Source organism: Streptomyces parvus (assembly GCF_032121415.1).
GTDB lineage: Bacteria > Actinomycetota > Actinomycetes > Streptomycetales > Streptomycetaceae > Streptomyces > Streptomyces globisporus_A.
This window is the reverse complement of record NZ_CP135079.1, coordinates 5,538,032-5,557,046: the sequence shown is the minus strand read 5'-3', so window position 1 is coordinate 5,557,046 and position 19,015 is coordinate 5,538,032. Positions and strand designations below refer to the sequence as shown.

At 72.5% G+C, this 19,015-nt stretch carries 16 protein-coding genes; 5 read left to right on the top strand and 11 right to left on the bottom strand.

The window, feature by feature from the left end:
- The first annotated feature begins 263 nt into the window (after positions 1 to 263).
- From RNL97_RS26040 to RNL97_RS26030, 3 genes are read left to right on the top strand one after another with little or no spacing between them, the layout of a single operon-like run.
- Complete coding sequence (locus tag RNL97_RS26040) at positions 264 to 2,522, top strand: LamG domain-containing protein (RefSeq protein WP_050500022.1); 2,259 nt, start codon at positions 264 to 266, stop codon at positions 2,520 to 2,522.
- Positions 2,523 to 2,525: 3 nt separating this feature from the next.
- A complete protein-coding gene (locus tag RNL97_RS26035; protein ID WP_313751258.1) occupies positions 2,526 to 3,248 on the top strand; it encodes a hypothetical protein in 723 nt (240 codons plus the stop codon).
- Positions 3,245 to 4,084, top strand: a complete 840-nt coding sequence (locus RNL97_RS26030) for a glycosyltransferase family 2 protein (protein ID WP_030581513.1) — start codon at positions 3,245 to 3,247, stop codon at positions 4,082 to 4,084. Before RNL97_RS26035 ends, RNL97_RS26030 begins: the two co-directional genes overlap by 4 nt.
- Positions 4,085 to 4,102: 18 nt before the next feature.
- Here RNL97_RS26030 and RNL97_RS26025 read toward each other — a convergent pair whose 3' ends face one another.
- Positions 4,103 to 5,260, bottom strand: a complete 1,158-nt coding sequence (locus tag RNL97_RS26025) for a glycosyltransferase (RefSeq protein ID WP_030581510.1) — start codon at positions 5,258 to 5,260, stop codon at positions 4,103 to 4,105.
- Positions 5,261 to 5,368: 108 nt separating this feature from the next.
- Here RNL97_RS26025 and RNL97_RS26020 point away from each other — a divergent pair, with 108 nt between their 5' ends.
- The gene (locus RNL97_RS26020; RefSeq protein WP_243315475.1) at positions 5,369 to 6,889 is read left to right on the top strand and encodes a hypothetical protein; all 1,521 of its coding nucleotides are present in this window, start codon (positions 5,369 to 5,371) and stop codon (positions 6,887 to 6,889) included.
- A 20-nt stretch (positions 6,890 to 6,909) separates the two neighbouring features.
- On the opposite strand, the gene RNL97_RS26015 is transcribed toward RNL97_RS26020, so the two are convergent.
- From RNL97_RS26015 to RNL97_RS26005, 3 genes are read right to left on the bottom strand one after another with little or no spacing between them, the layout of a single operon-like run.
- A complete protein-coding gene (locus RNL97_RS26015; RefSeq protein ID WP_030581503.1) occupies positions 6,910 to 8,160 on the bottom strand; it encodes an MATE family efflux transporter in 1,251 nt (416 codons plus the stop codon).
- Entirely contained in the window at positions 8,157 to 9,848 is a 1,692-nt protein-coding gene (locus RNL97_RS26010; RefSeq protein ID WP_243315474.1) for a lipopolysaccharide biosynthesis protein, read from the bottom strand. Before RNL97_RS26010 ends, RNL97_RS26015 begins: the two co-directional genes overlap by 4 nt.
- Positions 9,845 to 11,107 carry a glycosyltransferase gene (locus RNL97_RS26005; RefSeq protein WP_313751257.1) on the bottom strand — a complete coding sequence of 421 codons (1,263 nt, stop codon included), beginning with the start codon at positions 11,105 to 11,107 and terminating at the stop codon, positions 9,845 to 9,847. The genes RNL97_RS26010 and RNL97_RS26005 overlap by 4 nt, the downstream gene beginning before the upstream one ends.
- 151 nt (positions 11,108 to 11,258) lie before the next feature.
- Here RNL97_RS26005 and RNL97_RS26000 point away from each other — a divergent pair, with 151 nt between their 5' ends.
- The gene (locus RNL97_RS26000; RefSeq protein ID WP_243315473.1) at positions 11,259 to 11,708 is read left to right on the top strand and encodes an FAD synthase family protein; all 450 of its coding nucleotides are present in this window, start codon (positions 11,259 to 11,261) and stop codon (positions 11,706 to 11,708) included.
- Here RNL97_RS26000 and RNL97_RS25995 read toward each other — a convergent pair.
- From RNL97_RS25995 to RNL97_RS25965, 7 genes are all read right to left on the bottom strand, one after another.
- Positions 11,677 to 12,417: a CDP-alcohol phosphatidyltransferase family protein gene (locus RNL97_RS25995; RefSeq protein ID WP_030581492.1), complete on the bottom strand. Its 741-nt coding sequence runs from the start codon at positions 12,415 to 12,417 to the stop codon at positions 11,677 to 11,679. The genes RNL97_RS26000 and RNL97_RS25995 overlap by 32 nt on opposite strands.
- Positions 12,418 to 12,506: 89 nt before the next feature.
- Positions 12,507 to 12,860, bottom strand: a complete 354-nt coding sequence (gene mnhG, locus RNL97_RS25990; protein ID WP_030581489.1) for a monovalent cation/H(+) antiporter subunit G — start codon at positions 12,858 to 12,860, stop codon at positions 12,507 to 12,509.
- Positions 12,857 to 13,195 (bottom strand): MrpF/PhaF family protein, encoded by a 339-nt coding sequence (locus tag RNL97_RS25985; RefSeq protein WP_030581486.1) that lies wholly within the window; start codon positions 13,193 to 13,195, stop codon positions 12,857 to 12,859. Before RNL97_RS25985 ends, mnhG begins: the two co-directional genes overlap by 4 nt.
- Complete coding sequence (locus RNL97_RS25980) at positions 13,192 to 13,821, bottom strand: Na+/H+ antiporter subunit E (protein ID WP_313751256.1); 630 nt, start codon at positions 13,819 to 13,821, stop codon at positions 13,192 to 13,194. Before RNL97_RS25980 ends, RNL97_RS25985 begins: the two co-directional genes overlap by 4 nt.
- On the bottom strand, positions 13,818 to 15,470 hold the full coding sequence (locus tag RNL97_RS25975; protein ID WP_313751255.1) for a Na+/H+ antiporter subunit D: 1,653 nt from the start codon (positions 15,468 to 15,470) through the stop codon (positions 13,818 to 13,820). The genes RNL97_RS25980 and RNL97_RS25975 overlap by 4 nt, the downstream gene beginning before the upstream one ends.
- Positions 15,467 to 16,084: a Na(+)/H(+) antiporter subunit C gene (locus RNL97_RS25970; RefSeq protein WP_030581478.1), complete on the bottom strand. Its 618-nt coding sequence runs from the start codon at positions 16,082 to 16,084 to the stop codon at positions 15,467 to 15,469. Before RNL97_RS25970 ends, RNL97_RS25975 begins: the two co-directional genes overlap by 4 nt.
- Positions 16,081 to 18,984, bottom strand: a complete 2,904-nt coding sequence (locus tag RNL97_RS25965) for a Na+/H+ antiporter subunit A (protein WP_243315472.1) — start codon at positions 18,982 to 18,984, stop codon at positions 16,081 to 16,083. The genes RNL97_RS25970 and RNL97_RS25965 overlap by 4 nt, the downstream gene beginning before the upstream one ends.
- Positions 18,985 to 19,015: the final 31 nt, after the last annotated feature.

The window sequence follows — 19,015 nt, the reverse complement described above, 5'->3', positions numbered from 1 at the left end:
CCGCCGCCGCCCGCACCGGGCCGGCGGCCGCCCATGACTCCCGGTCGGCGCTCGTAGCGCCCGTGCCCGGGACGATCACCGGCGCCACCGCCGATCTCCACCGACCGCTCGGTGGAGATCGACGCGCCGGCCACGGGCGGGGCCCCGGCCCCGCCTCCCCACTCGCCCCGGCCCCCGGGGGGACGCACCGTCCCCCCGGCCGGTCGGGCGAGGCAGCATCCGCGGCCTTCGGGCCGCAGCGTGAATCTCACCTTCGGAGCTGAATGATGAACGGAAGTACGGGGCGCAGAAGCGGAGGGCGCGGCCGTCTGCGGGCCGCCTCCGCCGCTCTCGGCCTGCTGGCCGGAGCCCTGACCGCGACCACGGTCGGGGCCTCCGGGGCGGCGGCGCTGACACCACCGGTCGCCATCACCGCGGACGACCTCACCACCTGGCAGACCAACGGCATCGTCTGGTCGATGGCCGCCGGCGAGGGCGTCGTCTACGCGGGCGGCACCTTCTCCACCCTGCGGCCCCCCACCGCCGCCCCCGGCACGAACGAACAGTCCGCGGTGAACTTCGCCGCGTTCGACGCGGCGACCGGGGCGCCCACGGACTGCTCGCTGTCCTTCACCATCTCCTCGGGGACCGCGACCGTACGGGCCCTCGCTCTCTCCCCGGACGGCGAAACCCTCTACGCGGGCGGCCAGTTCGGGGCCGTGAACGGCGTCGGCGTGAGCAACATCGCGGCGATCGACACCGAGACCTGCACGGTCAGCAACTCCTTCAAGATCGGGGTCTCGGCGACCGTGCGGGGGCTCGCCGTCACCGACGACACGGTCTATCTGGCGGGCGACTTCACCACAGTCGGCGGGCAGACCAGGAGCCACTTCGCCGCCGTCACGACCGGAGCCTCACTGCTGCCCTTCGCGGCCAACGCCGACGAGGTCGCACGGGCCGTCGAGGTGACCCCGGACGGGCGGTACGTCCTGCTCGGCGGAGACTTCTTCCGGATCAACGGCACGAACACCCACGCCCTGGCCGTCGTCGACGCCACCACGGGCCAGCTCACCAAGGCCTACCCGGGGTTCATCCACAACAACTCCACGGTCCAGGACATCACCACGGACGCGGAGGGCTTCTACACGGGCAACGAAGGCACCGGCGGCGGTGTGTTCGACGGACGCATCGCGCTGAACCTCGACAACTTCGAGCAGCGCTGGCGCGACACCTGCCTCGGCGCGACCCAGGCCGTGCTGGTGCACTCCGGGGTGCTGTACAGCGGCAGCCACGCCCACGACTGCGCCAGCATGGGCGCGTTCCCGGACCAGCCGCGCAAGCACCTCTTGGCCCAGTCGGTCGAGGACCCCAAGCTGCTGCCCTGGTTCCCGGACACCAACGACGGGATCGGGGAGCCCGTCGGGCCGCGTGTGATGACCCGGACGAGCAGCGGCGGGCGTCACTACCTGTGGGTGGGCGGTGAGTTCACCACCGTCAACACCAAGCCGCAGCAGGGTCTGACCCGGTTCGCGGACGGCCCGGACACAGGCGCGCCCTGGGTGCCCAACGTCAGTCTCTCCACGCTGACCCCGGGGCGGATCGAGGTGAACTGGCAGACCAGCTTCGACACCGACGACGGTGAGCTGACCTACCGGATCTACAAGGACGGCTCGAACACCCCGATCCACACGACGACCGGCTACTCGGTCTTCTGGGACCGTCCGCAGCTGACCTGGACGGACACCGACGTCGCGGCGGGCGAGACCCACTCGTACCGGATCACCGCGAGCGACGGCACCAACACCAGCGCCAAGTCCCCGGCCCAGTCCGCCACGGTGGCGAGCGCGACGGAGGCGTACCCGGCGCGGGTCAGGTCCGACGGGGCGAGCCTCTACTGGCGCTGGGACGAGGGCGCCTCCACCTTCGCGCACGACAGCAGCGGCAATCTGAACAACGGCTTCATGCGCAACGGCCCCGCCTACCGGCAGACCCCGGCGGCGGTCGCCGGGCCCTCGACGGCGATCGGGTTCAGCGGCACCGACGAGTACGCCTACAGCAACCGGCTGCACACCCAGCCCGCCCGGTTCACCATCGAGACCTGGATCAGGACGACCACGACGCGGGGCGGGAAGATCGTCGGTTTCGGCAACATGACCCAGCAGAACAGCACCCGTCACGACAAGCACGTCTACATGCGCAACGACGGGCGCCTCGTGTTCGGCGTCCAGAGCGGCGGCACCCGCACGATCGCCACCTCGGGGGCGTACAACGACGGCCAGTGGCACCACGTCGTCGCCACCCAGGGTCCGCTGGGCCAGGGCATGTCGCTGTACGTCGACGGGCAGCTGCGCGCGTCGAACATCCTGGTCTCCGGCAACGAGAGCCAGCCGGGCTACTGGCGGGTCGGCGGGGACAACCTGTCCGGCTGGCCGAACCGTCCCACCAGCAACTTCTTCGAAGGGCAGATCGACGAGACCGCCATCTACCCGAGCGCGCTGAGCGGATCCACGATCAGCGCGCACTACGCCCTGAGGAACGGCTGAGCGATGAGAAACCCGTTCCCGGCCTGCGCCGCCGTCGTCCTGACGGCGGCGGCGCTGGCCGCCTGCGGCTCGTCCGCGGACGGGACCGACCCGGAGGCCGCGGGCGCCCAGCGCCCCGCGGCCTCCGGGCCCGCCGCCCCCGGCCCGTCCGCCACCACGGCCACCGAGCCCGCCACACCGCCCGCCGGGGAGCCCACGGCGTCCGCTCCGGCCGCCACGGCCGAGGGCCCGAAGACGCCCGTCGACGAGATCACCCCGGCCACGGGGACGTTCACCAAGGAGCAGAAGGAGTATCTGAAGGACCGGGTGCCGAAGGGTATGGACCCGGCGGCCGTGCTCCAGACCGGCCAGGAGACCTGCGACAAGCTCCGCTACCTCGTCAAGGCCGACCGGGACACCGCGGTCGGCGCGATCGTGACGGGCGAGGTCCCCGACGCGAAGGACGCCGTCGCCGGGCTCTGCACCCAGCACCAGGACCTGGTCGACGAGGCGGCGTACGGCTACCCGGACGGCAAGCACACCGGGAAGAAGCTCCGTCCGGGCGTGTACCGCTCGGCATCCCCCACCACGGACTGCGCCTGGCAGATCGAAGGGGCGGGCGGTAAGGAGCTGGCCTCCGGCACCTCCGACACCGGGAAGTCCCGGAAGATCACCCTCCCCGATTCCGCCCGTACGTTCACGTCCACAGGCTGCTACGCCTGGCTGCCCGAAGGAGCCGCGGGATGACCGCAGGTACGCCGAAACTCCCGATAGCCGTGGCGATCCCCACGAAGAACGAGGGGCTGAACATCGCGGAGGCGGTGAAATCGGTGCTCGGCCACTTCGAGGCGGTCGTCGTGGTGGACTCCCACAGCACCGACGACACGGTGAAGATCGCCGAGGAGTGCGGAGCCGAGGTGGTCACGTACACCTGGGACGGGGGGCACCCGCGGAAGAAGCAGTGGTGCCTGGAGAACGTCCGCACGGACCTGGACTGGATCCTGCTGCTCGACGGCGACGAGCGGCTCAGCCCCGGTCTGCTGGCCGAGCTGCGGGAGACTTTCCGGAACCCGGCCGCGCCGAAGCCCGCCGCGTACGACATACCGCTCGGCTACTGGTTCTCCGGGAAGCGGCTGCGGCACGGATACACCATCCGCAAGCGGTCGTTGACCGACCGGACCCGCTGCCACTACCCGGAGGTCGGAGACCTGGACGCACCGGGGATCGGGGAGGTGGAGGGCCACTACCAACCGGTCGCGGCGAGCGTGGGCACGCTCACCCACCCCATCGAGCACCAGGACCTCGACCCGGTGACCGCCTGGTTCGAGCGGCACAACCGCTACTCCGACTGGGAGGCCTGGCTGGAGCACCACCCCCAGGTGAAGGAGCAGGTGCGCCAGGTCAAGTCGCGTCAGGGGCAGTTGTTCCACAAGGCGCCGTTCAAGCCGGTGGTCTCCTTCGCCTACATGTATCTCTACAAGCGGGGATTCCTGGACGGCCGGGCGGGTTTCGACTTCGCGCTGGCGATGAGCTTCTACCGCTGGCAGATCGCGCTCAAGTCCCGTGAGAAGCCTATCCGTTGATACGTCAGCCGCTCATCCTCACCTCCGGCGGACCACGTCCTCGTAGGTCCGCCGGAGGGTGGCGGTGACGGCCTCGATGGTGAACTGCTCGTTCACCAGCTCCCAGGCCGCCTTGCCCGCCTGCTCGGCGGCCTCCGGCTCCAGCAGCTCCAGGACGGCGTCGGCGACCTTGCGGGCGTTGGCCGCGTCCTCGCCGACCCGGCTGTCGATGACCCGGCCCGAACCCGCCCGCGCCACATCGGGGGCCTGTCCGCAGGTGCGGGTGATGACGACCGGGGTGCCGACCGACATCGCCTCCAGCACCGAGACCGGGAACGGCTCCTCGATCGCGGGCAGCACATACACATCGGCCTCACGGTCGGCGGCCAGCACCTCGTCGTGCTCCAACGGGCCCACGTGGTCCAGGGATTCGGCCACCCCGAGCTTCCGGGCGAGGGCGAGGGTGCCGGCCAGCGCGCCGGTGTCGGGGCCGGCCAGCACGAAGCGGGCGTCCGGGTGGCGGGCGAGGACGTGCGGCATCGCGGCGACGAAGTCCTCGGGCCGCTTGCGCTCCTGGATCCGGGCCAGATACAGCACGGTGGGCGGACGGCCGGGCTCGCGGGCGGGCTTGCGCTCCTGCGGACGCACGCCGTTGACCAGCCGGACGGTACGGGTGAGCGGGACGGGTGCGGCGACGGCGTTCACGTCGACGCGCTCCATCTCGGTGAGGTGCAGCACGGCGTCCGCCTCGCGCAGCACCTTGCGGACCCCGAGGAGGTCGGTGAGCTGGGCGACCTTCTTCTCGGTCGGGTCGATCATCCCGTGGGTCTGGACGACCAGGGGGGTACGGGTCGCGAGCGCGAGGAGGGCCGCGGGCAGGGTCACCAGGTCCCGCATCAGATGGACGTGGACGAGGTCGGCGCCGCGCATCATGCGGCGGGCGGTGTTCAGCAGCCCGGCGGAGGCGATGCCGCTGACCTCGAACATCGGGAGGACGTGCCGGGCCTGGAAGAGGTGGACCGGAACTCCCTCCACATGGCTGGGCAGTTCACCGTGGGGGAAGCCGTCGCCGAGGGCCATGACGCGTGCGTCGTCGCCGTGCGCACGCTGGACCTTGGAGAGGTTGAACGCCACGCGTGTCGGACCGCCGAAGGCATGGTCCGGGGTGTGGAGCGTGACAACGTGCAGGATTTTCACCAGAGTTCCCCTCGACTATGGCCAAGTATTCACAGCGTAGCCATCGGCCCCCCTCAAGTGGGCTGATTCGTTAGAGTGTTCAGTGGTTCACTGATCCCGGGGGGGCGCATGACGTCGGTGCACACCTCGGCGCGGGAGCAGGCCGCCCCCACGGTCGTGGACGCGCGGGGGCCCGGCGGCCCTCCGGAGCGACCGATCGCCTGGTCGATGCTGTCGCGGGCGCTGTCCGTGCCGCTCATCCTCGGCCTGGTCTGCTTCCTGCCCGCCGTGATCGCCGCCCAGCCCGGCAGCGGGGTCCGGGACACGGCGTACTGGCTCCAGCTGGTGCTGACCTGCTACGCGGGGGCCCGTCTTGCGACGATGATCCTCTCCACACGGCGGCGGCTGCTCCAGGGCGTCTTCTGGATGTTCGTGTACATCGCGATGGGCGTGGCGCCGTTCGCCCAGGTGGTGATCGGGCAGACCCCGACGCCGATGGTGGGGCCGCGTCAGGACCTGGTCACGGCCATCGCGATGGTTCTGGTGGGGTGTGCCGCCTACGACCTGGGGGCGCTGCTGGCCTCCCGGCGTCCGCTGCGCCGCCGGACGCCCGCGCGGGGCTCGGGCGGCGGGCCGGCGGTCGCTCATCCGCTGCGGCTGCGGCTGCTGGTGCTGCTGGCGTTCACGGCGAGCGCCTTCTACGTGCTGAAGCTCGGCGGACCCTCGGTCTTCTTCGCCAGCCGGCAGGAGATCAACGAGACCGTCGCGGCGAGCGGGGTCGTCACGGAGGGGTCCCATGTGGGCTCGGCGTTCCTCAAGGGCTTCGGCCAGGTCCCGGCGCTGCTGGCGCTGCTCTTCTACACCCGCCGCCTGGCGACCTCCTACCGGGCCCGGCGCAGACCCTCGACCGTGCTGGTGTGGGTGGCGCTGGCGGCACTGAACCTGCTGGTGAACAACCCGGTCTCCAACGCCCGTTACTGGTTCCTGACGGTGGTGGTGGCGTTCGTGTTCGCCGCGTTCCCGAGCAGTGCGGCGATCTACCGGACGGTGCTGACGGCGGGCGTGGTGGGGGCGCTGGTGCTGTTCCCGTACGCGGACAGGTTCCGCTACGAGGAGGGGAGCCAGCGGTCCGTGCAGTCGGCCTCGGTCTTCGATCCGCTGGTGACCAAGGACTACGACCAGATGGTGATGTTCGCCAACACCATCTCCTGGGTCGACACCCGGGGCCACACCTACGGCCGCCAACTGGCGGGCTCCGGCCTGTTCTTCGTGCCGCGGGCGGTGTGGAGCGGGAAGCCGGAGGACACCGGCGTCCGGGTCGGCCAGTGGATGGGGCTGCGGATGACCAACCTCTCGGCCCCGCTGTGGACCGAGTTCTGGGTCGATCTCGGTGCGGCCGGCACGATCGGCGGGATGGCGCTGATCGGCTACGCGTCGGCCCGCACCGACCGCCGCTACGCCCTGGCCGTCACCCGGGCGGGGCCGGGCCCCGGGAGCGTGCTGGCCATCGCCGCGCCGCTGATCGCCGGATACACCTTCATCCTGCTGCGCGGCCCGCTCCTCCAGGCGGCGGGGAAGCTGGCCATCGCCGCGCTGTGCCTGGTCGCGATCAGCACCTACAGGGAGCGGCGGGCAGGGCGCCGCCGCTGACCCCAGGCCCGGCCTCCGTTTCAGGCCCGTCCGCCGACCGCGTCCTCGGCGACCGCCACGGTCCGGTCGGGCCCCGCGGTACGACGGCGCAGCCCGGCCACCCTGATCCAGGTGGCGGCGGCCTTGCAGAGCGAGCCCAGGAACAGCCCCCAGGCGGCGCCCGGGACGCCCCCGACGGTGTAACCGCCTGCGAGGAACGCCACGGCGATGAGCGAGAAGGCCACCTGGATGGCGAGCGTGGTGCGCGGGTCGAGCATGCGCAACGCGAGCAGCCCGCAGGTGCCGACGGCCATCGCCGCGTACTGGCTGCCGGTCGCCGGAAGCAGGTCGGCCGCCACCGGCCAGGTGTCGCCGAGGAGCTGGCGGCCGGCGGTGTCGGGCAGCAGGGCGAGCACGGTGGCCCAGAGCCCGGCGAGGCCCGCGAGGACGGCGGCGAGCGCGGCGGCGGCCCGGATCCGGCGGCGCTCGTCGCCGATGCGGCCGAGGATCGGCGGGCCGAAGGAGGTGGCCGAGGTGAACAGCACGTTGAGCGGCCCGAAGAGGGTGGTCGCCCCGCGCAGCGCGCCGACCAGGAGGGGGTTGCCGACCGCGCCGAGGCCGAGGACGGACAGCTGGCCGGTCGCGTTGCCCACGCCGAACTCGACGGTGAAGCGCTGCCCGAGGTGGCCGCGCCGCAGCAGCGGGCGCAGCCGCAGCGGGCAACCGGCGGTGGCGCGGTGCAGGAGGGTGGCGGAGAGCACTAGCGCGGGCAGGGCGGACAGGCCCCAGACGGCGATCAGCCGGGCCGGGGAGGTCCCGTAGTCCTGCACGGAGAGGGCCCCGAGCACCCAGCCCAGCCGCAACAGGTCGGAGAGCAGCGCGAGATGGGGCCGCTGGAGGGTGGAGAAGGCGTACCGTACGGCGTCCTGTCCCAGCACCACGGGCAGGACGAGGCCGAGCATCAGAAGGGCGCGGGCGGTGTCGCCGGGGACGAGGGCGCACACGGCGGCCAGCGCCGCGCCGAGCACGGTGGCGGCGAGCACCGTGAACGTCACTGCGGACCGGCAGGCGCCCCGGGTCTCCTCCCCCGCTCCTCGCTTGAGGACGAGGGGCTGGCCGGTGTACGCCCCCGAGACGCCGAGCAGCACCGTGAAGACCAGGTAGGCCGCGGAGAAGCGGGCGAAGTCGGCGAGGGTGGAGAGCCGGGCGGCGGCCACCAGCACCAGGATGTTGGTGAGCGCCGCCACGCCCTGGTCCGCGACCGAGCAGAGGACGGCGGTGCGGGCTCTCACCGGCGGGACGCGGGGAGGGTCAGGGAGCGCAGGCCGAGGGTCTCGGTGGGGTCTTGGCCGGCCCCGGGGCTGTCCGGCTCGGCGGTGGGGGCCGTCGGTCCCGAGCCTCCGGAGCGGCGGCGGGCGGACTTCGGGCGGCGCTCGGCACGGCGCAGCCGGCCCCGGGACGGGTGGAGCAGGGCGCCGAGGACGGAGCCGCCGGAGGCGCTGATGATCTCGCGGATGCGCTCCAGGTCGCTGCGGTGCACCTCGCGCGGGTCGCACACGATCATGACGCCGGTGACCCGGTCGACGAGGGCGACCGCGTCGGCGTAGGCGAGGACGGGCGGGGCCAGCACGATGACGACGGTGCCCGGGCTGTCGGCCTCGCCGACGATCCGGCCGACGGGCGGTGAGGTGAGAGCGCGCGGGACGTTGTCCACGGCGGCACCGGGGATCAGGGTGAAGGCCCCGGAGCCGGGGACGTCCACGCCCGAGCGGGTGCCGGTGGGCCAGCTGCCGTCACCCTCCTCGGCGGCCCAGCGCGGCGAACGCGTCTCGTGGGCGGCGGAGCCCAACTGCCGGGCGAGGGCCGGGGTGCGCAGGTCGGCCTCGACGAGCAGGACGTCCCGGCCCATCTCGGCGAAGGCGGCGGCGAGGTTGGCGGCAGCGGCTGCTGCTGCCGCGTTGTCCCCGCGCGGGGCGGTGACCAGCAGGCGGCGGCTCTCGGCGAACGACGGGTCGTAGGCGAGCCGGAAGGCGACCGCGCGGTACTCCTCGGCGAGCCGGGAGCCGCCGCGGCCGATGGCGAGCAGCCCCGTCCCGGCGGGGCGCTCCCGGGGCAGGGTGCCCAGCAGCGGCGCGCTGAGCGAGCGGACCAGTTCGCGGTCGGAGCGTACGGCGGGGTCGAAGACGAGCCGCACCCAGGACAGCAGCAGCCCGAGCGCCAGGCCGACGACACCGCCGAGGCCGAGGAGCAGGGGCAGGCCCGCCCCGGTGGGCGACGCCGGGGCGACCGGCCTCTTGTTGAGGTAGCCGGGGGTGGTGTCCAGGGCCTTCAGCTCGGAGATCTTCCGGCTCAGCTCGGAGATGGAGACGATGATGTTGGCGCGGGCGCTGGTGACGTCGTCGGCCGCTCCCGCACCGGCCTGTTCCTCCAGGAGGTCGCGCTTCTCCTCCAGCGGCTTCAGCTGGGCGCGGTAGCCGCCCGCCATGTTCTCGATGCTCTCCTCGGTGCGCGCCTTGCGGTGGGCGAGATAGGCGTTGGCGAGGGCTTCGGCGCGGGCGCGGGACTGTTCGGGGGTGGCGCCGGTGTAGGAGAAGCGGAGGGTGAGGGTGTTGGGCGGGTTGGTGACCTGGAGTCCGGCGAGCAGCTTGCGGGCGGTGACGTCGTCGCCTTCCTTGAGGAGGGTGCCAGCGGCCAGGGTGCCGACGGTGTCGCTGACGGCGGTCTGGCGCTCGGAGCCGATGTTGATGCCCTTGTCGGCGGTGGCTCCGGCGGCGAAGGGGTCGGCGATGGCCGACCGGACCTGGACCTCCCCGGTGGCGGTGTACGTCTTCTCGCCGCCGAGGGCGAGATAGCCGCCGCCGAGCAGTCCGACGACCACGCCGACGGCCAGCAGGGTTCGGTAGCGCAGGAGTTGGCGGAACTGGTCGCGCAGGAGCGCCGGCTCGTCGTGGTCGTCCAGGACCCGGTTCACAGATGTCATCGGCGGCCACTGTCCTGTCCGTCCCGCAGGACCTCGGCGAGCAGGTCGTCGAAACGGGCGAGTCCCGCCTCCCGGCTCAGATGGCGTGCGACGTACCGCGGCCCCTCGGCCCCGAGGGCATCGGCGGCGGCCGGGTCTGCGGCGAGCTTCTGTACGGCTTCCAGCAGGGCGGCCGGGTCCTCGGGGGCGACGAGGACTCCGGCGCCGGAGCGGCGGACCTCGTCGGCGGTGCCGCCCTCGTCGGCGACGGAGGCGATCACGGGGCGGCCCGAGGTGAAGTAGGAGGTGAGCTTGGAGGGGACGCTCATGTCGAGGACCGAGGCGCGCTGGGTGACCGCGAGGACGTCGGCGGCGGCCAGCACGTCGGTGAACTCGTCGCCCCCCGCGGGCGTCAGGAACTCCACGTTGGCGAGCCCTTCGGCGCGGGCGCGCAGGGCGTCGCGCCGGTTGCCGTCGCCCATCAGGACGACGCGGACGCCGGGGGCGAGGCGGGCGGCCTCCACCAGGACCTCCAGGCCCTGCTTGAGGCCCATGTTGCCGGAGTGCAGGATCACCGGTACGCCGTCGGGCCAGCCGAGCCGGTCCCGGGTCGCGGCCCGGTCGGCGGTGGGGCCCTGCACGTGCGTCCAGTTGGGGACGAGGCGGATGCGGCCGGGGTCGACGCCGAGGGCCCGTACGCCGGGGACGAAGCTCTCGTGGATGACGCCGACGAGGGCCGCACCGCGCAACGCGTACCGCTCGGCGGCCGCGGCGACGGCGGCGGCCCGGCCCCCGCCCCGGATGCCGCTCTGCGCGGCGGCGGCGCCCATCAGGTCCTGGACGACGGGGAGATAGGGCACGCGGTGGTGCCGGGCGAGGCGCGCCCCGATGACCCCGCCGGCGAGGCTGGGCATCTGGGAGATCACCACGTCGGGGCGGCCGGGCGGCGGTGCGATCAGTCCGGTGGCGAGGATGCTGGCTTCGAAAGCGGCGCGTTTCAGGGCTGTCTGGCGGGGGGGCACGTAGTGGCGGCGTCGGTGTACGCCGACGCCGCCGCGTATCTCCACCGTCCGCCACACGCGCCGGTAGCTCTCCTCCAGTCGCCAGGAGGGGTAGTGCGGCATGCCGGTGAGCGCCCGGACGCGGGCGCCGGACGCGGCCCAGTGCTCGGCCAGTTGGGTGGCGTACGGGCCTATGCCGGTGAGTTCCGGAGCGTAGTTGGTCGAGACCAGCAGAAGTCGGCGGCCCCGGATCGGACCGGGCCTCGCAGCATCGGACATCGGACGATCGCCTTCCCCCCACGACAGCCGCTGTTCCCGGCGAGGAACAGCCCCCGTCGAGCTTATCCGTTCACGGCTTGCACAAGTGTTCTTCACAGTAAGGTCGTTGGAACATCACCGGATCACGTTCACCGTGGGGGGAGAGATACGGATGGTGCAGCACAGGGTGGGTTACGCACCCGGGGTGTACGACCTGTTCCACGTCGGGCACCTCAACATCCTGCGGCATGCCCGCAGCCAGTGCGACTACCTGGTCGCGGGGGTCGTGTCGGACGAGATGGCCGCGCTCGCCAAGGGCCATACGCCGGTGATCCCGCTCCGCGAACGACTGGAGATCGTCCGCAGCGTGCGCTTCGTGGACGCCGCGTTCGTGGAGACCGTGCCGGACAAGGTCGAGACCTGGCAGCAGGTCCGGTTCGACGTGATCTTCAAGGGCGACGACTGGCGGGGCACGGAGAAGGGGATGAAGCTGGAGCGCGACTTCGCCGAAGTGGGCGTGGAGGTCGTCTACTTCCCGTACACCGTGCACACGTCCAGCACCCAGCTGCGCCGGGCGCTGGACGTCCTCGTCAGCCGGCCCGGAGCGCTTTCAGCTCCCTGAACCACTTGGCGAGGAATGCCGCCAGGAACAGCGTGTGCACGACCGCGAGCACGGCGTACCCGGCGCGGAAGGCCCCGGGTGCGCCGAGCAGCAGGAACACCAGGCAGAACACCCCGTAGTCGGCGGGCAGCAGGGCCACGGCCCGTACCCGCGAGACGGGGCCCGCCGCCGACGCCGCGGCCCAGGACGGGCCCCGGGCACTCGCCGCCGCCTTTCCGAGGTGTTCGCGCAGCAGCCCCGCGCAGAAAGTGACCACGGCGGCCAGCTGGAAGCCCAGTGGCAGCAACAGCCAGCTGTCAGAGGGCAGTTCACCGAAGCGGTAGAAGGAGATCAGGACCGCGGCGTGGACGAGCAGCAGCTTCCCGCAGTCCACGACATGGTCCAGCCATTCCCCGTCGGGCCCGCCCCGGCCGGTGAGCCGGGCGAGCTGCCCGTCGGCGGAGTCGAAGGCGAAACCGACCGCGAGGGCGCCGTAGACCAGCACGGCGAGCGTCCAGGACGGCTCGACGAGCGCGACCGACGCCAGTGCGCTGTACGTGAACACCGCGCTGATCAGCGTCACTTGGTTGGGCGTCAGTCCCGCCCGGTAGGCCCCGGCCGCGAGCACACGGCCGGCGGGCCGGTTCACGTACCGCGAGTAGAGCGAGACGCCTTTGGCGCTCTTCTGTGCGCCGCGCAATTCGCGCAGCACGGTGCCCGTGCTTCCCATACGCCCCCCAGCGTCCGGCATTGCCCGCATCATGGCACGCGGGCCCGGGGCCGTGGGGGGTTTGGCCGGGACGGGGTGGCAGAACCCGCTCACTTCCCATCGGTGAGCTGCTCGTCGAGCTCGTCGAAGAGCAGCTCGCTGTGGTCGATCTGGCCGGTGCGGTAGGCGGAGCGGGCCACCAGGTGTGAGGCCACCGGTCCGGTGAGCATCTGGAAGAAGGCGATGAGGGCGAGGGTGGCGAGTTCCATGCCGCCCCGCAGCCGCAGTGCGACCCCGGCCAGCACCAGGATCATGCCGAGGGTCTGCGGCTTGGTGGCGGCGTGGCTGCGGGAGAGGACGTCGGGCAGCCGGAGCATGCCGATCACCCCGAGCAGACAGATCGCGGCGCCGACCAGGAGAAGGACGGCGCCCGCCGTGTCGAGGATCTGGAGCCAGAGGTTCACCGCGGGCCCTCCTGGGCGTCGTCGGAGTGCGGAGGGGGGCCTGCCGGACTGCGGGGCCGGTCGCGTACGGCGATGAAACGGGCGATGCCCACCGAGCCGGTGAAGCCGAGGAACGCCAGCACCAGCATGATCGGGAAGTAGAACGGGTCCCGGGCGAAGGCCGACTTGGCGGCGAGACCGGCGATGATCAGGGCGGCGCAGACGTCCAGCGAGATCGCCCGGTCCAGCATGGAGGGGCCACGCCAGATCCGGGCCAGCAGCAGTCCCCCGGCGATGAGGACCAGGACGACGGCGCAGGTCAGCAGGGCCTGGTCGACCCGTTCGGGTGCGGTCACGGTGCGGGCCTCCCGGCGGCGAGCTGGGGCGGTGGCGGAGGTTCGGCGACCCGGGCGATCTCGTCACGGGTGCCGAAGGCCCGTACGGTCAGCTCCTCCATCCGCCACACCTTGCGGCGGGCGGCTTCGAGCTCCTCGGGCAGGTCGGCGTCCAGGACGTGCAGGAAGACCGTGGCGGTGGCCCGGCGGACCTCGATGATCGAGCCGCCGGGGACGTTGGAGACGGCGACGGCGGTGGCGGCGAGCATCAGGTCGCTGCGGCAGCGCAGGGGGACGCCGATGACGGCGGCCCGGTGCGGCAGGCCGAAGAAGGTCTGCCGGGTGACCTTCACCCCCGAGGTGTACATGTCGTGGAAGAGATAGCCCGCCAGGCAGATGATGCCCCAGGGGTGGAGCCGCAGCCCGAGGTCGACCCTGGGCAGCGGGAAGGCGAGGCAGACGGCGACCGAGACGACCAGGCCGGTCAGGACGTTGGCCCAGGTGAGGGTGGACCAGAGCAGCACCCAGATGACGGTGAGCCAGGCGATCAGCGGCAGGTCGAGCACCCGCTGCCGGCGCGTGCCGAACTCGAAGCTCAGGGGCGGCAGGTCGGCGTTGCGGAAGGAGAAGCCCAGAACACGTTTCACCGGCCCAGCACCTCCTGGACGTAGGGGGCCCGCTGGAGGAGTTCGGCGGCCGTGCGGTCGGTGTAGGCGGTGAGCGGGCCGGCGAAGACGGTGAAGGCGAGGCCGATCGCGATGGTGGCGGCGGTGGCCGCGACCATGGGGTGGGGCAGTCGGCTGGTGGTGGTGACGGCCCGCCCGTGCAGGGTCGCGGCGACGGCCTGCCCGGCGGGCGGGGCCGTGGTCCCGATGCCCTCGTCGCCGGTGCCGGGGATGTGGTCGGGTCCGGCGTCGGTGTCCTCGTCGCTGTCGTCGCCGGACTCCAGGACGGTCCCGGTGGCGGCCTGGCCGGGCGGGGCGGCGCGCCAGAAGGCGAGGTTCCAGACCTTGGCGACCACGTACAGGGTGAGCAGGCTGGTGGCCGCCGAGCCGGCGACCAGGACCCAGGCCCAGCCGCTGCCGTCGGCGACGCCCGCCCGCATCAGCCCGAGCTTGCCGATGAAGCCGGAGAGCGGGGGGATCCCGGCGAGGTTCATGGCGGGGACGAAGAACAGCGCGGCGAGCATCGGCGCCGCCCTGGCCATACCGCCGAGCCGGGTCAGCTCCGTGGTGCCGCCTCGGCGTTCGATGAGCCCGGCGACCAGGAACAGCGTCGTCTGGACGGTGATGTGGTGGGCGACGTACACGATGGCCCCGCCGTACGCCTCGCGGGTGGCGAGGCCGATCCCGAAGACCATGTAGCCGATGTGGCTGATCAGGGTGAAGGAGAGCAGTCGCTTGAGGTCGGTCTGGGCGACCGCGCCGAGGATGCCGATGACCATGGAGGCCAGGGCGACGGCCATCAGGAGGTCACCGAGGCGGTTGCCGGGGAAGAGCAGGGTCTCGGTGCGCAGCATGCAGTAGACGCCGACCTTGGTGAGGAGTCCGGCGAAGACGGCGGTCACAGGGGCCGGGGCGGTGGGGTAGGAGTCGGGGAGCCAGGCGGCGAGCGGGAAGACGGCGGCCTTGATGGCGAAGACGGTGAGCAGCAGCGCCTGGATCAGGGTCTGTACGCCGATGGGGAGTTCGGCCAGCCGCACGGCGAGCTGGCCGAAGTTGGCGGTGCCGGTGGCCGCGTAGGTCATGGCGATGGCGGTGAGGAAGAGCATCGATGAGAACAGCGAGATGATCACGTAGGTGGAGCCCGCCCGCATGCGGGGTCCGGTGCCGCCGAGGGTGAGCAGGACGAAGCTGGCGACCAGCATGATCTCGAAGCCGACGTAGAGGTTGACGAGGTCGCCCGCGAGGAAGGTGCAGGAGACCCCGGCGACGAGGATCAGATAGGCCGGGTGGAAGACGGCGAGCGGGGTCTCCTTGTCCCGGTCGGTCATGCCCTGGCCGAGGGAGTAGACGAGCACGCAGAGCGTGACGGCCGAGGAGACCGTGAGCATCAGCCCGGAGAGCCGGTCGGCCACCAGGGTGATGCCGAGCGGCGGGGCGAAGTCGCCGAGGTGGACGGAGAGCGGGCCCTGCCGGTCGGCGGCGACCATGAGGATCACCGAGAGCGCGGTGACGGCGGTGAGCACGGCGACGCTGATGAAGCGCTGGAAGCGCCCCAGCCGGGTGCCGAAGGCGAGGCTGAGTCCGGTGGCGCACAGGGGCAGCAGCACCGGCAGCGGGACGAGCGCGTTCATCCGTCGGCTCCTCGGTCACGGGGGTAGCGGTCGTCCGCCTTGGCGTCGCCGTCGCGGGCGTAGTCCTCCGGGTCCGCGCCCAGCACGTCGTTCCAGAGGTTGCCGGAGGCGTCGCGGCCGCGGGCCTGGCGGGCCCGGTCGGCGCGGAGGCGGTCGCGGAGCCGGCGGCGCTCCTCGCGGTAGCGTTCGCGCTCCTCGGCGGTGGGTTCGGCTCCCGACCGGAACTGCTCGCGCAACTGGTCGCGTTCGCCCAGGACTTCGGCGCGCAGCACGATGCGCCGGTCCTCCAGGTCGTCGTGGACCTCGTCGGTGCCGGTGGTCTGGTGGCTGCGGTAGGCCATGGCCAGCAGGAACGCGGTGGTGGCGAGGGTGATGACGATGGCGGTCAGCGCGATGGCCTGGGGCAGCGGGTCGGTGACCCGGCTCAGCGACACCCCGTACAGCAGGGGTGCGGCGCCCGCCCGACCGGTCGAGGAGAGCACCAGGAGGTTGATGCCGTTGCCGAGGATGACGGCGCCGAGCAGGATGCGGGTCAGCGGGCGGGTGAGCATGAGGATGCCGCCGACGGCGCAGAGGACGACGGCCGTGGCGATGAGCGAGGCGCTGACGATCATCGGAGGGGCCCTCCCGCCTCGGGCCCGCCGTCGGGGGCGAGGACGCCCGCGGCCCGTTCGATCTGCCGGTCGACCTTGGCGCCGAGGGCCCGCACGATGTCCAGGACGACGCCGAGGACCAGCAGGTAGACGCCGAAGTCGAAGAGGACCGAGGTGCTCAGGTGGTACTTGCCGAAGACCGGCAGGTGTCCGTAGTACGTGAAGGCGTGCAGGACGGTGCCCTCGCCGAGCCCGAGGAGGCCCACCCCGGTGGAGATGAAGAGTCCGAGGCCGGTGAAGAGACCGGGCTGCAGGGGGGCCGCCTCGGCGAGTTCGAAACGGCCGCCCGCGAGGTAGCGGGTGATCAGGGCGACCCCGGCGACGAGCCCGGCGACGAATCCGCCGCCGGGCAGGGACTCGGCGCAGAACAGCAGATAGACCGAGAGCACGAGGATCGGGTGGAACAGCAGCCGGGCCACCACTTCGAAGACGACCGAGCGGTGTTCGGGGGCGAGCGTCGCCCCGGCGGCCAGCCAGCTGCGTTCGGGGGCGGCGTCGTCGCCCTGCGGGAGCCGGGAGGAGTGGTGGGCGGAGAGGGACCAGGCGGTGCGGCCCCGCAACTCCTCCTGGGCCATCGAGCCCTCGCTGCGGCGGTGCAGGTAGATGAGGCTGGTGACGCCGATCGCGGCGGCGGCGAGCACGGCGGACTCCCCCATCGTGTCCCAGGCGCGCAGGTCGACGAGGATGGTCGCCACGACGTCCTTGAGCCCGTGGTCGGCGACCTCCTGGACCATGGCGGTGCCGGCCGGTGCGGCGGTGCGTGCGGCGGCGGCCACCCACATCCCGACGCCGACCGTCGCGGCCGCCGCGAGCGCCACGGGGACGCGGGTGGCCCGCCGCCAGGTGCTCACGGTCTCCTGGAAGTGGACGGGCATCCGGCGCAGCACCAGCACGAAGACGATCATCGCGACGGTCTCGACGCAGAACTGGGTGAGCGCCAGGTCCGGCGCTCCCTGGACGACGAAGAGCAGCGCGGTGCCGTAGCCGGTGAGCCCGGCGAGGACCACGGCCTTCATGCGCCGCCGCACCGTCAGGCAGAGCAGGGCGGCGGCGCAGGTCAGGGCGGCGACGGCGCCCTGGAGCGGGTTGTCCCAGAGCCGGGGGCGCACGGCTCCTTCCCAGGGGGTGTCGACCATGAGGACGGCGAACTGTCCGCCGAGCATGACCAGCAGCGTGGTGGCGAGGTACACGGAGAGGGAACCCCGCTGGATGAAGCCGGTGACCTGGAGGGCGAGACGTTCCTGCCCGAGCAGCAGATGGCCGAAGACGCTGTCGGCGGTGGGCCATGCGATCCGCCGGGAGAGCCGGGTGACCCGGGTCCGGCCGAGGAAGAGCACGGCGCCCGCCACCCAGGCGACGGCCGACAGCAGCAGCGCAAGACCCCATCCGTGCCAGAGGGCGAGGTGGTACGGGTCCGGCTCGGCCGGGAACAGGTCGGCGTACGCGTTGGGCAGCCGGTCGGTCCAGCTGACGGCCGGGCCGAGGACCAGGCCGAGCACGGCGAGCAGCGCGGGCGGGGCGAGGAAGGCCGGGCCCACCCGGTGGACGGGGGTGTCGGGGACGCCGGGCTTGCGGAGAAAGGCGCCCCAGAAGAACCGCAGGGTGTACGCGGTCGTCAGCGCGGAGCCCGCGACCACGGCGACCAGCGCCCACCGGTCGGCGGTCGGTCCGTGGAGCAGCGCCGCGAAGGCGGCTTCCTTCGCGGCGAAGCCGAGCAGGGGCGGCAGGGCGGCCATGGAGGCGGCGGACAGTGCCGCGACCCCGGCGACGTACGGCAGCGAGCGCCCGACCCCGGAGAGTTTCCGCAGGTCACGGGTGCCGGCCGCATGGTCGACGATCCCGGTCACGAGGAACAGCGGGGCCTTGAACAGCGCGTGGGCGAGGATCATGGCGAAGGCGGCCAGCGCGGCGTCGTGGTTGCCGGTCCCGGCGAGCAGGGTGAGGAAGCCGAGTTGGCTGACGGTCCCGTAGGCGAGGACGAGCTTGAGGTCGTTGAGACGCAGCGCCCGCCAGCCGCCGAGCAGCATCGTCGCGCCGCCGAGGACGAGGACGACGGGTTTCCAGACGGGGATGTCGGCGAAGGCGGGGGCGAGCCGGGCGACCAGGTAGACGCCGGCCTTGACCATCGCGGCGGCGTGCAGATAGGCGCTGACGGGGGTCGGCGCGGCCATGGCGTTCGGCAGCCACATGGAGAACGGCCAGATGGCGGACTTCGACAGGGCCCCGCACAGCACGAGGACGACGGCGACGGAGACGGCGAGGGTAGTCTCGGGCGGATCGGCGACCATCGCGGAGATCCGGTAGGTGCCCGCGGCCTGACCGAGGATCAGGAAGCCGACGAGCATGGCGAGGCCGCCGAACGTGGTGACGACGAGCGCCTGGAGGGCGGAGCGGCGGCTGTGCCGGTGTTCGCTGCCGTGGCCGATGAGCAGGTAGGAGAAGACCGTGGTCAGCTCCCAGAACACGTAGAGCGTGATCAGGTCGTCGGCGAGGACGAGGGCGAGCATCGCCCCCGCGAAGGCGAGGAGGTTCCCCGCGAACCGGCCCAGTTGCGGGGTGTCGTCGGTGAAGTAGGAGGCGCAGTAGAGCAGGACGAGCGCCCCGACCCCGGCGGCGAGCAGCACCATCAGCTCCGCGAGCGCGTCCAGCCGCAGATCGAGCGCGACCCCGTAGTCCGGGATCCACTCCCAGCTCCAGGTGTCCGCGCCGCCGGACGCGGCGGCGTTCCAGCGGGTGAAGGCCCAGACGGTGGCGGCCACCGGGGGCAGCGCCAGCACGACGAAGCCCCGCCGGCCGAGCCGGTGCACCAGCGGACCCGCGCAGGCCGCCAGCGCGAAGTGGGCGACGATGAGCGCGATCACAGCGGGGGGTCCGGGGCGAGCGGCGAGGCAT

Coding starts and splice junctions, on each gene's coding strand:
- RNL97_RS26040 (WP_050500022.1), top strand. CDS start 264: ATGATGAACGGAAGTACGGGGCGCAGAAGCGGAGGGCGCGGCCGTCTG.
- RNL97_RS26035 (WP_313751258.1), top strand. CDS start 2,526: ATGAGAAACCCGTTCCCGGCCTGCGCCGCCGTCGTCCTGACGGCGGCG.
- RNL97_RS26030 (WP_030581513.1), top strand. CDS start 3,245: ATGACCGCAGGTACGCCGAAACTCCCGATAGCCGTGGCGATCCCCACG.
- RNL97_RS26020 (WP_243315475.1), top strand. CDS start 5,369: ATGACGTCGGTGCACACCTCGGCGCGGGAGCAGGCCGCCCCCACGGTC.
- RNL97_RS26010 (WP_243315474.1), bottom strand. CDS start 9,848: ATGACATCTGTGAACCGGGTCCTGGACGACCACGACGAGCCGGCGCTC.
- RNL97_RS26005 (WP_313751257.1), bottom strand. CDS start 11,107: ATGTCCGATGCTGCGAGGCCCGGTCCGATCCGGGGCCGCCGACTTCTG.
- RNL97_RS26000 (WP_243315473.1), top strand. CDS start 11,259: ATGGTGCAGCACAGGGTGGGTTACGCACCCGGGGTGTACGACCTGTTC.
- RNL97_RS25995 (WP_030581492.1), bottom strand. CDS start 12,417: ATGGGAAGCACGGGCACCGTGCTGCGCGAATTGCGCGGCGCACAGAAG.
- RNL97_RS25975 (WP_313751255.1), bottom strand. CDS start 15,470: ATGAACGCGCTCGTCCCGCTGCCGGTGCTGCTGCCCCTGTGCGCCACC.
- RNL97_RS25970 (WP_030581478.1), bottom strand. CDS start 16,084: ATGATCGTCAGCGCCTCGCTCATCGCCACGGCCGTCGTCCTCTGCGCC.